The sequence below is a fragment of the Subsaximicrobium wynnwilliamsii genome (assembly GCF_007997225.1).
GTDB lineage: Bacteria > Bacteroidota > Bacteroidia > Flavobacteriales > Flavobacteriaceae > Psychroserpens > Psychroserpens wynnwilliamsii.
Genome location: NZ_VORM01000002.1, coordinates 184,474 through 199,903, shown reverse-complemented (window position 1 = coordinate 199,903; position 15,430 = coordinate 184,474). Strand labels below are relative to the sequence as shown.

14 protein-coding genes are annotated in these 15,430 nt (G+C 39.6%); 13 read left to right on the top strand and 1 reads right to left on the bottom strand.

Annotation, left to right across the window (positions count from 1 at the left end; all coding sequences use genetic code 11):
* Positions 1-119 precede the first annotated feature (119 nt).
* The 9 genes from ESY88_RS02270 to ESY88_RS02230 all read left to right on the top strand — a co-directional run bounded on the left by ESY88_RS02270 (position 120) and on the right by ESY88_RS02230 (position 8,465).
* The gene (locus ESY88_RS02270) at positions 120-731 is read left to right on the top strand and encodes a fumarylacetoacetate hydrolase family protein (RefSeq protein ID WP_147085277.1); all 612 of its coding nucleotides are present in this window, start codon (positions 120-122) and stop codon (positions 729-731) included.
* The gene (locus ESY88_RS02265; RefSeq protein WP_147085276.1) at positions 732-1,073 is read left to right on the top strand and encodes an Hpt domain-containing protein; all 342 of its coding nucleotides are present in this window, start codon (positions 732-734) and stop codon (positions 1,071-1,073) included. It abuts the gene before it with no gap.
* A 1-nt stretch (position 1,074) separates the two neighbouring features.
* Positions 1,075-2,322: a competence/damage-inducible protein A gene (locus ESY88_RS02260; protein WP_147085275.1), complete on the top strand. Its 1,248-nt coding sequence runs from the start codon at positions 1,075-1,077 to the stop codon at positions 2,320-2,322.
* 81 nt (positions 2,323-2,403) lie between these two features.
* The gene (gene rpmB / locus ESY88_RS02255) at positions 2,404-2,640 is read left to right on the top strand and encodes a 50S ribosomal protein L28 (RefSeq protein WP_147085274.1); all 237 of its coding nucleotides are present in this window, start codon (positions 2,404-2,406) and stop codon (positions 2,638-2,640) included.
* Between the two features lie 57 nt (positions 2,641-2,697).
* Positions 2,698-2,880: a 50S ribosomal protein L33 gene (gene rpmG / locus ESY88_RS02250; RefSeq protein WP_147085273.1), complete on the top strand. Its 183-nt coding sequence runs from the start codon at positions 2,698-2,700 to the stop codon at positions 2,878-2,880.
* 49 nt (positions 2,881-2,929) lie between these two features.
* Positions 2,930-3,082 (top strand): DUF4295 domain-containing protein, encoded by a 153-nt coding sequence (locus ESY88_RS02245; protein ID WP_147085272.1) that lies wholly within the window; start codon positions 2,930-2,932, stop codon positions 3,080-3,082.
* 193 nt (positions 3,083-3,275) lie between these two features.
* Complete coding sequence (gene ftsY, locus ESY88_RS02240) at positions 3,276-4,229, top strand: signal recognition particle-docking protein FtsY (RefSeq protein WP_147085271.1); 954 nt, start codon at positions 3,276-3,278, stop codon at positions 4,227-4,229.
* 125 nt (positions 4,230-4,354) lie between these two features.
* Entirely contained in the window at positions 4,355-6,274 is a 1,920-nt protein-coding gene (locus tag ESY88_RS02235; protein WP_189702490.1) for a CHRD domain-containing protein, read from the top strand.
* A 541-nt stretch (positions 6,275-6,815) separates the two neighbouring features.
* A complete protein-coding gene (locus tag ESY88_RS02230; RefSeq protein WP_147085270.1) occupies positions 6,816-8,465 on the top strand; it encodes an amidase family protein in 1,650 nt (549 codons plus the stop codon).
* Between the two features lie 257 nt (positions 8,466-8,722).
* On the opposite strand, the gene ESY88_RS02225 is transcribed toward ESY88_RS02230, so the two are convergent.
* Positions 8,723-9,805, bottom strand: a complete 1,083-nt coding sequence (locus tag ESY88_RS02225) for a serine hydrolase domain-containing protein (protein WP_147085269.1) — start codon at positions 9,803-9,805, stop codon at positions 8,723-8,725.
* 312 nt (positions 9,806-10,117) lie between these two features.
* Here ESY88_RS02225 and rimO point away from each other — a divergent pair, with 312 nt between their 5' ends.
* From rimO to ESY88_RS02205, 4 genes are all read left to right on the top strand, one after another.
* Positions 10,118-11,425 carry a 30S ribosomal protein S12 methylthiotransferase RimO gene (rimO, locus tag ESY88_RS02220; protein ID WP_147085268.1) on the top strand — a complete coding sequence of 436 codons (1,308 nt, stop codon included), beginning with the start codon at positions 10,118-10,120 and terminating at the stop codon, positions 11,423-11,425.
* A 529-nt stretch (positions 11,426-11,954) separates the two neighbouring features.
* Complete coding sequence (locus ESY88_RS02215) at positions 11,955-12,332, top strand: hypothetical protein (RefSeq protein ID WP_147085267.1); 378 nt, start codon at positions 11,955-11,957, stop codon at positions 12,330-12,332.
* A gap of 333 nt (positions 12,333-12,665) precedes the next feature.
* On the top strand, positions 12,666-13,901 hold the full coding sequence (locus tag ESY88_RS02210; protein ID WP_147085266.1) for a DEAD/DEAH box helicase: 1,236 nt from the start codon (positions 12,666-12,668) through the stop codon (positions 13,899-13,901).
* Between the two features lie 436 nt (positions 13,902-14,337).
* The gene (locus tag ESY88_RS02205) at positions 14,338-15,324 is read left to right on the top strand and encodes a sterol desaturase family protein (protein ID WP_147085265.1); all 987 of its coding nucleotides are present in this window, start codon (positions 14,338-14,340) and stop codon (positions 15,322-15,324) included.
* The last annotated feature ends 106 nt before the right edge of the window (positions 15,325-15,430 follow it).

Sequence of the window (15,430 nt, the reverse complement as noted above, 5' to 3'; positions counted from 1 at the left end):
AATTGACTGGATTGGTTTCAGTTTAAAACTGAAAAGATATCCTATTTTTTGACAGTTAGAGCTAAACGACTTAACAACAAACGATTCAATAACAAACAACTTAACAACACAACAATAAAATGAAACTCATTTGTATTGGTCGAAATTATGCAGAGCACATTGAAGAGCTCAAAAACGAAAGGCCCTCAGACCCCGTGGTGTTTTTAAAGCCCGACACCGCCATTTTACTGAAAAAGCAACCGTTTTTTATTCCCGACTTTTCAGACGATGTGCATCATGAGGTGGAGGTTTTGGTGAAAATCAATAAAGTAGGCAAGCACATCGATAAAAGATTTGCGCATAAATATTATGACGAGATTGGTTTGGGAATCGATTTTACCGCAAGGGATTTGCAGTCCCAATTAAAAGAAAAAGGACTACCTTGGGAAAAGGCAAAAGGGTTTGATGGTGCTGCAGTAATAGGTGATTGGCTTCCGAAGTCTGGGATTACTGACGTCAACCATATTAATTTCAGCTTAAAAAAGAATGATATTCTTGTTCAAAAAGGCAATACCAGCCACATGCTTTGGAAAATTGACGAGATCATAGAATATATTTCAAAATACTTTACTTTGAAGATTGGAGATATTATCTTTACGGGCACGCCATCTGGCGTGGGAAGGGTAAACACAGACGACAAACTAACCGGATTTTTAGAAGACAAAGCAATGTTTTCAATAACAGTTAAATAAATGGAACAGACTTATAAATTATACAGAGTTCGTGAATTGGCAGACGATGATGAGGATTTTGTAAAATCCCTCGTAGAGGCTTTTTTGGAAGAATTGCCAGAAGACGCCCAAAGACTCAACACAGCAGTCGGGAACAAAGACTATAAAGAAACGTATCAAGCGGCTCATAAAATGAAGCCCACGATCGATCTGTTCGAACTTGGCGTACTCGAAGAATTGATTGTGGTGCAGGATTGGGGCAAACTGGAAAAATCAAAAGAAGATTGTACCAACGAACTACAAATGGTGCTCAACGCGATCCAAAACGCCTCCATGGAAATGAAAGCAGATTTCAAACTTTGATATGTTAGCAGAGATAATTACCATAGGCGATGAAATTTTAATTGGCCAAATTGTAGATTCAAATTCAGCTTTCATAGCTAAGCAACTCAATAAAATTGGGGTTTCAGTCTACCAAATTACCTCGGTACAAGACGATAAAAACCACATTTTGAAAGCTTTGGCCGAAGCTGAAGCGAATGCCGATATCATCATCCTTACTGGTGGCTTAGGCCCAACCAAAGACGACATAACCAAAAAGACATTAGCCCATTATTTTGATGATCACTTGGTGGAAGCTGTTGCCGTACGTAAAAATATCGAGCATCTTTGGGAACACTATATCAAAAGACCACTGATGCAGGTCAATATTGATCAGGCCTTAGTACCGTCGAAATGCAGCGTTTTGATGAATAAGCTAGGCAGTGCCCCTGGCATGTGGATGGAAAAAAACGATAAGATCGTAATTGCGCTACCCGGCGTGCCTTATGAAATGAAGGCCTTAATTGACGATGAGGTCATCCCGAAATTGAGAAACCGCTATCAGTTTCCTTACATTCAACACAAGACATTTTTGACCTATGGTTTAGGGGAAAGTGCTTTGGCAGAACACATAGAAACCTTTGAGAACGAACTACCAACCTTCATAAAGTTAGCTTACCTACCCAGTTTAGGGCGAGTGCGCTTAAGACTATCGGCTAAGGGAATAAACCGAGAATTGATAGAAAAAGAGATGCAGATTCAAACCGATTTGCTGCTACCTCAAATCAAGGATATCTTTACAGGCTTTGAAGAAGATGGTTCTATAGAAGATATTGTTGGAAAACATTTAACCGAACAAGGCAGAACAGTTGCTACTGCGGAAAGCTGCACAGGTGGTCTCATCGCCTCTCGTTTCACAGCCAATGCAGGAGCCTCAAAGTATTTCAAGGGCAGTGTAGTGACTTATAGTAAAGAAACAAAGATGCAATTGCTCAACATACCTGAAGCATTAATCGATGCGCATAGTGTGGTAAGCATAGAAGTGGCAGAAGCTATGGCTTTGAATGCCTTAAAGCTTTTCAAAACAGATTTTGCGATTTCAACAACGGGCAATGCGGGGCCAACCAAAGACCATACCCAAGAGGGTTTGGGCGATGTCTATATAGCCATTGCCAATAAAGACGGGGTGTTTTCAGCAAAATTCAGTTTTGGGAATTCACGTGAAAAAGTCATTAACAAAGCTGCCAATAAAGCTTTTGAGCTCTTATTAAAAGAAATTTTGAAAAAGTAAATCTTTTAGTTTGCTGATATTGTAAAGTTTTACTAAATTTGCAGCCTGTTTAAAATAACATAAAATTAAAGTTAGAGAGAAATGTCAAGAGTTTGTGAACTTACAGGAAAAAAAGCGATGGTTGGGAACAATGTCTCGCACGCAATGAATAAAACAAAGCGTAAATTTGACGCTAACTTAATCAAGAAGCGCTTTTACATTCCTGAAGAAGATAAGTGGATAACCTTGAAGGTTGCTACTTCTGCATTGAAAACCATCAATAAAATTGGTATTTCGGCAGCCCTAAAAGAAGCAAAATCCAAAGGATTTATAAAATAACAGCCTATAAGGACGCGGTTTTCAGTTAAAAGAAACGGCATAATAAAATAGTTTACAATGGCAAAAAAAGGAAATAGAATTCAAGTGATATTGGAGTGTACAGAACATAAAGAGTCTAGACAACCAGGAACATCCCGTTACATTACAACCAAGAACAAGAAGAATACGCCAGGTAGAATGGAGATTAAAAAATTCAATCCTATCCTTAAGCGTATGACCGTTCACAAAGAAATTAAATAAATAGAATAATTAGGTTTCCACTCTCGTGGAAATGATAAATAAATTTATCATGGCAAAGAAATCAGTAGCATCATTACAAACAGGATCTAAGAGACTTACTAAAGCGATCAAAATGGTGAAGTCACCAAAAACAGGCGCTTACATGTTTGTGGAGTCAGTGATGGCACCAGAGTTTGTCGAAGAGTTTATCAACAAGAAATAAATTAAACAATCATTGTTTGATTAGGAACTGCTTTCAAATTTGAAAGCAGTTTTTTTATGTCTATATTTGAGTGGCTTTTTGCCATAATAGCAGTAACGGCTTTTTGGGCTTAGGTTTTGATCTTAGAAAAACACAACTGCATATCGTTTAACAAACAACTCAACAACAACCGACTTAACAACTTCACAACAACATGAGTTTTTTCAAAAAAATATTTTCTTCGGAAAAAAAAGAAACCTTAGACAAAGGTCTGGAAAAATCCAAAACCTCATTTTTCGGTAAATTAAATAAAGCAGTTGCAGGAAAATCGAAAGTTGATGAGGATGTGCTCGATAATTTGGAAGAAATTCTTGTGAGCAGCGATGTTGGCGTTAATACAACTTTAAAAATCATCGACCGTATTGAAGCTCGAGTGGCTCAAGATAAATACTTGGGCACTTCAGAATTAAACCAAATACTCCGTGAGGAAATTGCTGGCTTATTGTCTGAGACCAATTCTGGAGAAGATACTGAGTTCGTGATCCCCAAAGATAAAAAGCCATACGTGCTTATGGTGGTTGGCGTCAATGGCGTGGGTAAAACCACAACCATTGGCAAACTTGCCTATCAATTCAAGAAACAAGGTTTAAAAGTGGTTCTTGGTGCAGCCGATACCTTTAGAGCTGCTGCCATTGAGCAATTGCAGGTTTGGGCAGATCGTGTAGACGTGCCAATGATTCGTCAGAATATGGGCAGTGACCCTGCCAGTGTCGCTTTTGATTCGGTTAAAGCTGGTGTTGATCAAGATGCCGATGTTATTATTATTGACACTGCTGGCCGTTTGCACAATAAAATAAATTTGATGAACGAGCTGAGCAAAGTCAAACGGGTCATGCAAAAAGTGATTGACGATGCACCTCACGACGTACTTTTGGTTTTGGATGGCTCCACAGGTCAAAACGCATTTGAACAGGCCAAACAATTTACAGCAGCGACCGAAGTCACTTCATTAGCAGTCACAAAATTAGACGGTACCGCCAAAGGTGGCGTGGTCATCGGTATTTCCGATCAGTTTAAGATTCCCGTGAAATATATTGGCGTTGGCGAAGGCCTTGAGGATCTACAGGTATTCAATAAGATTGAATTTGTGGATTCGTTTTTTAAGTGAACTCACTTAAAAAAAACTTGCATTAACTTTCCATTATTTTTCAATAGTGAATTAAAATGAGTACTTTCGAATATTCAAATTTACTAACATTTAAACAAATTTTTATGAAAAAAGTGTATCTTTTAATGTTATCCTGCTTATTAATAGCGGGCTGCGAAAATGACGACAATATTGATGTTGGCTCAGGCGGTGTTGCAGGGGAACCTGTAACTTATACTTTAAAATCGGTTTCCAATCCAGATGTAAGCGGTAGCGCTCAATTTATTCCAAAAACAGATGGCTCTACAGAGGTCAGAATTTTACTTTCTAGTGAGACTACTGGATCCCATCCAGCGCACATACATATGAATTCCGCAATTGAAGGAGGAGATATCGTTATTGATTTAAATCCTGTTGACGGCCCTACACGTCGCAGTGTTACCAACATAACAGCGACTAACGGTGGAACTGCAATTTCTTTTGAGCAATTGACTGATTTTGACGGTTATATTAATGTCCACGAAAGTGCCGACAACTTAGGTACTTTGCTGGCTCAAGGTGATATTGGTCAAAACGTTTTGACTGGTGAATCTAAAGAATATGCTCTAAACACTAAAGATGTTGATGGCATTAGCGGTACTGCAACTTTTGAAGAACGCGTGAGCGGAGAAACTTTGATTAGTCTTGCTTTAGATGGCACTCCAGATGGGGGTATGCATCCAGCTCATATTCACGCCAATACTGCATTAGAAACTGGCGGTATTGTTATTAATTTGGCTACTGTGAATGGAACATCTGGCATGAGTCAAATAAATGTTGCATCTCTTGAGGATGGTACTGCAATAACTTACGCAGAATTACTTGAATTTGATGGTTACATCAACGTACATTTAAGTGCAGACGAGTTAGGAACCATAGTTGCTCAAGGCGATATAGGTCAAAATGAAATTGTAGATACCAAAGCGTATGACTTGAAGACGAAAGACGTTGAGGGCATTATGGGCGTTGCCACATTTGCAAAAAGAGCAAATAACACCTCTTTAATTACACTTGATGTTGAAAACACATTGCCTGGAGAAATGCACCCTGCACACATCCATGAAAATAGCGCGGTAGAAACTGGAGCTATTGCTGTAGGTTTAACCCCCGTAGACGGTAATACAGGTATTAGTATGACCAATGTAGCTGCACTAAATGACGATACAGAAATCACCTATGACGACTTATTGGATTTTGACGGTTATATCAATGTACATTTAAGTGCGGCAGAATTAGGTACAGTTGTGGCACAAGGAGACATAGGCGCCAACGAATTGACAGGAAATACAAAATCATACGTTTTAGGATCTGTAGCAGTTCCAAGCATCAATGGATCAGCATTATTTTCTGAAAGAAAAGATGGTACTTCATTAGTAGAACTAAATTTGAATGGTACACCAGATGGTGGAATGCATCCAGCACATATTCACGCAAACACTGCTGCCGAAGGCGGGGCAATAATTGTTGATTTAGCCTCTGTTGATGGCTCTACTGGTATGAGTGCCATACAGGTTGAAGCACTTAATGATGGTACTGAAATTACTTATACTGAGTTACTCGATATCAATGGCTATATCAATGTACATTTTAGTGCAGAAGACCTTGGCACTCTCGTAGCCCAAGGTGATATTGGTCAAAATGAGCTAACCGGTGAAAGCAAGACTTACGTATTAAATTCTGTGGCCGTTCCTACCATTAGTGGTACGGCTAAATTTGAAGAACGAGTTAATGATGAAACCTTAGTCACAATAAGTATTAGCGGTACACCTGATGGGGGTATGCACCCAGCGCATATTCATGCAGGCTCTGTTGCAGAAGCTCCTGGAGACATCTTAATTTCATTAACAAATGTAATGGGCGGAACAGGTATTAGTAAAACCAACGTCGCCAAATTTGATGGTGATGATGGTGCAGCCATTAACTATTCTGGACTTTTAGCTATCGATGGTTATATCAATGTGCATTTAAGTGCGGAAGCATTAGGCACTATTGTAGCGCAAGGTAACGTAGGTGCTAACGTTGATTAAAACGCAATAGTTCAAAACTAAAATTGATTTAAGAAGCCGTCTCATTAATCTAAATGGGACGGCTTTTTTTATTTTTATTTTTGACAACAGATTAAGTCATGATTTATATTTTGGCACAAAATTGTCCTTCTCAGGCACTCTTCTTCCTTAGATTAAGTGCCAATACGTGCAAACCGAACTCTAATTCTGCTTTCTCTATTCCTTTGTGGGTAAATCGCTTGAAGTTACGATTGGATTTCATGTGGCGTCGAGGAAGTTGAAAACCTGTTTGATAATAGGTTGTCCACTCAAATTTTTACTTTTGTTCATATCTGAAGTTTTGTGGTAAAGATCCAGATTTAAATAAAGCGGGAAATTATTTTTCAAAAACACAAAATTCCGGATAAACTCTCACTGTTCTCTGTTCCCTGTTCTCTGGTCTCTGGTCTCTGTTCTCTGTTCTCTGTTCTCTAAATACGGTTTTCTTTTCTCAGTAGAAATAAGTGCCATCAATAGCTCGTCTTCAGCTTAGTTTTATGTATTTTTCATAAAAATTTGTGACATGAGATCTCTTTTCCTACTTTCTTTATTTTTAATCTTTCTTGGCTGCAAGTCTTCCGAAGAAGAAAAAAACCAAAACTCCGAGTCAAAAAAGGACGCCAATTTGAGCGCCATCTCCAACAAGCCTTTTCGAGAGTTTAAGGTGTTGGATTCTAAATACCTTCAATCCTCTGAGATTTGGGCGGCATTTGATGAGGACTTTCGAGATTTTACCGAAGACACCTATAATGCGCTTAAACCACTCATCTTAGAGCAAGATATTCCGACCATTCAACAACACATCGCCACCAAAAAATTGAGCTATGAACTGCTTACCAAATTCTACTTATATCGCATCAAGACCTTTGATCGTGAAAATGACCTGTCCTTGAATGCGGTTATTGCTATCAATCCAGATGTGATTAACGAAGCAAGGCAAAGAGATAAGGAACTGATGGGTACTGCAGAAAGACATCCTATTTTTGGGATGCCCATCTTACTGAAAGATAACATCAACACCAGAAATTTGCCAACCACCGCAGGATCAGTCGCCCTGCAAGAAAACAACACCGAGACCGATGCTTTTATAACGCAGCGGCTCATTGAAAACGGGGCACTCATTCTCGGTAAGACCAATTTAAGTGAATGGGCGTATTATTTTTGTGGTAATTGCCCAAGTGGGTTTAGCGCCATTGGTGGGCAAACCCTAAATCCTTATGGCCGAAAAACCCTTGACACTGGCGGTTCTAGTTCTGGAAGTGGCGTTGCGGTAGCTGCGAACTTTTGCGTGGCCGCAGTTGGTACCGAAACTGCCGGTTCGATTTTATCACCAGCGAGCCAGAATTCGGTGGTAGGCCTAAAACCAAGCATCGGTTTGTTGAGCAGGTCTGGGATTGTACCTATTTCCTCCACCCTCGACACGCCTGGTCCCATTTCAAAAAATGTCATCGACAACGCCATCCTCTTGGATGCCATGAGCGGTTACGACGCCGCCGATTTTAAAGCCTATTCTTCAAATGCCGAAAGCAGGTCTTACTTCCAAAACCTTTCCGATGCATCTGTGAAATCAAAACGTTTCGGTGCATTTAAAAACTTGATGGAAGATTCACTTTATGTAAACGCCATAGCCGTATTAAAATCCCAAGGCGCTGAAATTATAGAGATTTCTGAAGTACCTGTTGAATTTCCCGCTTTCTTAAGACTCTTAAATCTGGATATGAAAAAAGATTTACCGACCTATTTTTCGGAATATGGAAACCAGCAGCTCAACTTCAAAACGGTTGAAGACCTTATGGCATTCAATGAAATAGACAGTTTGAATACCATGCCTTATGGCCAAAACTTATTCAAAGCTGTGGCTGCAGACTCTGCTTCAAAAGAAGAGCACGAAGCCATAAAACAAACGCTTAAAACGAATGGTCGCCGCTTTTTTGATATCCCAATGCAAGAACAAAATCTTGATGCTGTGTTATCCATGAACAATTATCATGCTGCGGAAGCAGCTGTGGCAGAATATCCTGCCTTAACCGTCCCGATGGGTTATGCTTTAGATGCCGCTCCTGAGGGGCTGACTTTCATATCGAAACCTAAATCTGAAAAAAAACTTTTAGGATGGGGCTACGTTTATGAACAAGCTTCTAAAATGCGTAAAGCACCAAAAGCCTATAATTAATCATTGTTGTCCGATTAAACTTTTATAAACAATGATTTTGTTAACAGCAGCAAGCTTTTAGGAATATTTTAAAATATAACAGCTTGCTTAAGCTCTAAAAGACATTTTAAGTTTTGAAATTAAAAATGAAAATCAGATGCGCTTAATTCTCAAATGTTTACGAATCATGTCTTATGCCTGCCGGACAGGCAGCTCTTATGTCTTGCAGTCCCGATAGCTATCGGGACTTTAAGTATTTGTCGGTACAATATTGATAATTAATTTACCAAAGCATTAATTCTTAGCCATAGCTGGTCATCAAAATCTGATAGTCCGAAATTTTCAGTATCGCCAGCATCTCCCATTCTAACAATTACCAATTTCTGGCTCGGCACGATGTAGAGTTTCTGGTCGTTTTTGCCCAATGCGCAATACATGTCCTCTGGTGCATTTGGGATGAGCTCGCCTTGAAATTCCAATTGGGTCTGCGGTAAATGATAAGTCGATTTGCCGTTTAGCCACCATAAATAACCATAAGCTTGGTTGATGTTTTGGGAGCTATTTGTGGCTGCGTTCAAAAAATCCCCTGAAACGATTTCCGTTTCTTCCCAACGGCCTTTTGCCGAAACGAGCAGGCCAAATCGCGCCATGCTTCTCGTAGTGCTTGCATACACATTAGAATTGCCAAAAGTGAACCAAGTGCCATTCATCCCAATTCTATCCCGTAATTTGGTATTGAAATAGGCATCCCAAGATTGACCGCTCGCCTGTGCCACAACATCCTGTAATTTCACATAAGCATTATGATACGCCCAACGCGTGCCAGCATCTGCCACATATTGCAAATTTTCTGCGGAAACACCATCGCCCAATTCATCATTGAGCCCAGAAGTCATGTTGAGCAGGTTTTTAGAAGTGATTAAATGTTCCTTTTCCGTTGCACTGCTGGTCCAACCGGTGCCTAAATAATCAGATACTTTAGTATTGATGTCCAGAAGTCCTTCATCTTGCGCAATTCCCGTTAGAGTTGATGTCAGCGTTTTTCCTGCGCTTGCCCAATACCATGGCGTTACTGCGGTATGGCCGTTCATATAATGCTCCACCACAATTTTTCCGTTGTGCAAAATGATGAAGCTTTTGCTGTTCCGTTCCGCTAAAAAATCTTGAAGAGGCGCTAATTGGGATGGGTTCCATTGTAATTCCGCCAAGCTTTTGGTTTCCCAAGTTTCGGCTGCATTGAGCGGTGGAAAATAAATGCTTGCTTCAGAAGGTATATCGGTTGGAACCGTGTCGTCTTCCGAAGAACAACTAAAATGTAAAAGGACTAAGCTTATGGCAAGATAAAAGAAATTGATTTTCATATTGGCAGGTTTTAATTTGGACAACCAAATTACGCAAAGGTTTAATTGCAGCCCGGCTATAATTACCTTTTGTTCATGCCTACGATGTATTCAAAGGAAGATTTCATTTATAAAAAGGCTAGCGTTGAGTTCCCGGCAAGCTGAATCAAAGATCCCGCTAAAAAGCGGGATAAGTTCAACCATCAAAACTTAATGCGCTTCGCTTATAAGTTTTGGGTTTCACTAATAAATCCTAAATCATTATGTATCTTTGCATGCCCAAATTAGTAGGGCAAATAATTAATTAAATTTCCGCTTGTGCGGAAAATGTGCATGAGAACAAAATCACTTAAAAAGAACAGAATCAATGTCATCACGCTTGGCTGCAGCAAGAATGTGTACGATAGCGAAGTATTGATGGGTCAACTCAAAGCCAGCGGCAAGGACGTTGTGCATGAGCAAGACGGCAATGTTGTGGTCATCAATACCTGTGGATTTATCAATAACGCCAAGGAAGAAAGTGTGAATACCATCTTGGAATACATGCAGAAAAAAGAAGCAGGCGAAGTTGATAAGGTTTTTGTGACCGGATGTTTAAGTGAACGTTATAAGCCCGATTTGCAAAAGGAAATCCCTAATGTGGATCAATATTTTGGCACTACGGAATTACCACAACTCCTAAAAGCCCTGGGCGCAGATTACAAACATGAGCTTATTGGCGAACGTTTGACCACCACTCCAAAAAATTACGCCTACATGAAAATTGCCGAAGGTTGTGACCGACCATGCAGTTTTTGTGCCATCCCCTTAATGCGCGGCAAACACCGCTCTACGCCTATAGAAAATTTGGTTATTGAAGCCGAAAAACTGGCTGCCAATGGCGTTAAGGAACTGATTTTGATTGCGCAAGATTTGACTTACTACGGCCTCGACCTTTACAAAAAACGGAATCTTGCAGAATTGCTTGAACATCTCGTGAAAGTGGAAGGCATTGAGTGGATTCGTTTGCATTACGCCTTCCCAACCGGTTTCCCAATGGATGTTTTGGACGTGATGAAACGTGAGCCAAAGGTTTGCAACTATTTGGATATCCCGTTACAGCATATTTCCGACGCGATTTTGAAAAGTATGCGACGTGGCACCACGCATGAGAAAACCACAAAATTACTGAAGGATTTTCGAGCTAAAGTCCCAGAAATGACTATTAGAACCACATTGATTGTTGGTTACCCTGGTGAAACCGAAGCCGATTTCCAAACCCTAAAACAATGGGTCAAAGACATGCGCTTTGAGCGCTTGGGCTGTTTCACTTACTCTCACGAAGAGAATACCCACGCATATAACTTGGAGGATGATGTGCCGGAAAATGTGAAAATTGACCGCGCCAACCAGATTATGGAAATTCAATCCCAAATTTCCTGGGAGCTGAACCAGCAAAAAATCGGACAGGAGTTTAAAGTGGTTATCGATAGAAAAGAAGGCAATTACTTTGTGGGCAGAACCGAGTTTGACTCGCCCGATGTGGATAATGAAGTCTTGATTGACGCTTCAAAAAACTATTTGAAAACGGGCGAATTTGCCAGAATCAAGGTCACCGAAGCAGAGGATTTTGATTTGTACGGCGAAGTGGTTTCCGCTTAAATACTTACAATTATTTTCTGAAGACATCCAAAACTAACCAATTGCAACTCGCAACATGTTCAGGTAAAAATTACATGTTTCAAAGCGGCACTTAATACCCATTTGGGGATTATTGGTAGTGGAACTTTCGCTATAAGTAATAGCGGTGTTGCGCATGCATACTGGCTGTTTTCAAGCCCATACCTTTTTATTGACGCTTTTTAGTTTACCGTTTTCGGTTTTGGCATGCTCTTAATGACCTACACCATACCCTCTAGCTTTTTTTTATTATAAGCACTGATTTATAAGGGCGGTTGAGCAAAACTTGATGCGAAATTTCTATATGTAATGAAATTTGAGTAATATTATATGGATATTGCTTATTACCAAGAAGGTTTTTATTCTGAACAATAACTTCTGAAGGCATCACAAACGCGACCGAGCTACCCATTAAGGAGCGACCAAAGAAAATGGAAACTTAAGACGTCCGAAGCTATCCCATCAGCCCGGTAATCCAAAAAGTCGAAGTCAATAATTATATTCAAATGCCATGGAAAATTCTATATTACTTATTAACGGTTCCAGTTTAGAAAAACAGAAATTGTTGCAGCTCATCAAGCAAGGCCGAAAGCCCGAAGCCATTAAATACATCAAAGCAACCGCCCGAGTGGGCTTAAAAAGTTGTAAGGACATTGTGGAGAATTTAGCGCAAAACCCTGATTATTATGACAGTTATGAAGAAGACATCGCCTTAGCGACTGGCATCAATGAGCAAAAGGACTTAGGTCATGGCCAAAATCAAAAGACTCGGGAATCAAAAAGAAAAGGCGCCCATGTGATTGCTTCAAATCAAGACCAATCAAAAGCGCTAATGATGGTGGTGGTTGCATTTACTATTGCTGTAGTCCTTTATTTCATCTACTCGTAAAATTTAGCAGCCTTCGATCTTATCTGAAAATTTCTATCCAAAGGAACATTTAACGAACGATGACGTTTTTACCGATTCTAATTCCACCAAGATCTAGTTTTTTTACATAATAAAAAATAATCTAATTCCTAAAACAGTTGGTGCCTATATGGAATCTTGAAGTTCAGAAAGCTGAAAGATCAATTATAAGCTATCAATATAATATTCCTACCCGTTTTTTCATGAACAAGTCTAGGCGCCTATTGTCGCTGTCCTGAGCCATTGCCACACTCTTAAGTCTTTATAGAACGAAATCAATATTAATCCATTAACTTTGTCCAAAACACAAATTGCATGTCTTTTAAAGATCTAAAAATCATCAAACCACTCTTGCGCGCTGTTGCGGAAGCTGGTTACGACAATCCCACTTTAATCCAAGAACAAACCATCCCATTGGTTTTGGAGAAAAAAGATGTGATTGCCTCAGCCCAAACAGGCACTGGAAAAACGGCAGCTTTTGCATTGCCAATTCTTCAACTGCTATATGACCGACAAGACGCGCCTAAAAAAGGGAAGACTGTAAAGGCTTTGGTCATCAGTCCCACTCGGGAACTGGCACAACAAATCGGTAAGAATTTTAAAACCTACGGAAGCCATACCAATTTAAAGTCCACCGTGATCTTTGGTGGCACAGGCATAGAGCCTCAAATCGATATGCTTACCAAGGGTGTTGATATTGTTGTGGCCACTCCAGGACGTTTGCTGGATTTGCACAAGCAAGATCAAATCAATTTGGATCATGTAGAGATTTTGGTTTTAGATGAAGCCGATTTAATGCTGGACATGGGTTTTATTGACGATGTTAGAAAAATAGAACGTTTATGTCCGGAAGATAAGCAGACGCTTTTATTTTCCGCAACCATGCCTTTCAAGGTCGAAGATTTGGCCAAAACAATTTTAAATTCACCTGAGCGCATCGAAGTGACACCAACCTCTTCCGCAGCAAAAAATGTGAGCCAGGTGTTGTATTACGTTCCAAAAAAGAATAAGATTGAACTCTGCCTTCATTTAATGCGCAACACCATAAAAGGAAGCACGCTCATTTTTAGACGTACCAAGTTTGGGGTAGATAAACTGGAACAAACACTTACCACTAATGGTTATAAAGTAGAACGTTTGCATGGCGACCGTAGCCAAAACGAACGCCAAAGTGCCTTAAACAAATTCAAACATGGCGAGGTCAATATTCTCATCGCAACCGATGTGGCGGCTCGAGGCATTGATATTGATGAATTGGACGCCGTGCTTAACTTTGATTTGCCCAGCAAACCAGAAACTTACGTACACCGCATCGGGAGAACCGGCCGTGCAGAACATTTTGGCAAATCGTATTCCATGTGCTCGGCAGATGAAAAGGCTTACGTTCAAAATATCCAGCACTTAATTAACGTACAGATTCCGGTGGAAGAAAATCATCCCTACCCACTCAATCCCAAGGAACAGCCTATCGTGCATAAAAAGAAAGGCAGCAAATACAAAAAAGGGCGTAAAGGCGATGGGTCGAAGAAGAAGAAAAAACGTTGGTATTGAAATAGGTAGTAGGTAGTAGGTAGTGGGAATCATAAAAAAAATTGAACTCAACTTTTTAATAGCGAATACTGAATTTTGAAGTGAGGTTCTGGTTCTGGTTCACACTATACTGCGAAACCAAATGCACACTATCAAAGCGACTAACAGTTCTTTCTGAATTCAATAAGTTGCGATAAATCTTATGGCATTTGATCTGTTTAGGCTGTCCATTATTAAAAACGATAGAATATTGAGAAGGTTTCAAAATTTTGAAATTATTATCTAAGAACAGAAAATTACTGCCTAACACTATAACCTTCCAACTTTAATACTAAATCCTTCCAAAAAAGCACTATTTTTTTCACAAAACAGCTTACATATTATTTTTTCATTACCAAAACTGTTATCTTGCTTTTTTCTTTAAAAATCGCGAATACGCATTGCTGAAATTGAATATATGGATTTTACAAACCCCCTAATTTATGGTGTGCCTTGCTTTTTAGGCCTTATTTTATTGGAGCTTACCTACAGTAAAACGCACGACCATAAAAATAACAAAGACCTTTATAAGTGGAAGGATTTTGCCTCGTCACTCACGATGGGTATTGGCTCTGGTATTATCGCTCCATTAATTAAGACCATTTCTGCGATTGTAATATTCAATTTTCTGTATGAAATATTCAATCCAGAAATCAATGGCATTCGCACCAACATCATGGGTTATGAATCTTTTGGTTACGCTTGGTACGTTTGGTTGATTTGTCAGTTTTTAGACGATTTTACCTATTATTGGTTCCATAGACAAAACCACATGGTTCGTTTTTTATGGGCCGCTCATATTGTTCACCATTCTTCAGATAATTTCAATTTGGGAACTGCGGTAAGAAACGGATGGTTCACAATTCTCTACAAACCTTTATTTTACATGTGGTTGCCAATTATTGGTTTTCCGCCGGAAATGGTAGTGGTGTGTCTAGGGATTGAGGCTTTATGGCAATTTCAGCTACATTCAGTCTATGTTCCGAAGATGGGTTTTGTAGAAAAAATCTTCAACACCCATACCATGCACCAAGTACATCATGCAAAAAACCTCGAATATATGGATAAAAACCATGGCGGATTTCTAAATGTGTTCGATAAGGTTTTTGGGACTTGGAAAGCGCTTGATGAAAATATCGAGATTGAATACGGCGTTACAAAGCCACCAAATAGCTACAATCCCTTGGTAATTTTAACGCACGAGTACAAGGACATTTGGAACGATATGAAAAAGTCGAAAAATTGGAGGCATAAATTCATGTATGCTTTTGGCGCTCCAGGCTGGAGCCATGATGGCAGCACCTTGACCATTAAACAAATGCGTGAAAAAATCAAGAAGGAGCAAAAAATGCAAGTTTCAGAAAAGAAATCTTCTAAATTGGTTTTGGAGCGACAGGGGATTTGAACAGCTTGAGGGGAACCTAAGAAAATATAAATTCCGAAAAAAATAAATTCCAAATTCCAACACTGCGGAAGACACGGGCAAATTCCAATTAAGCTACTTCTACCAA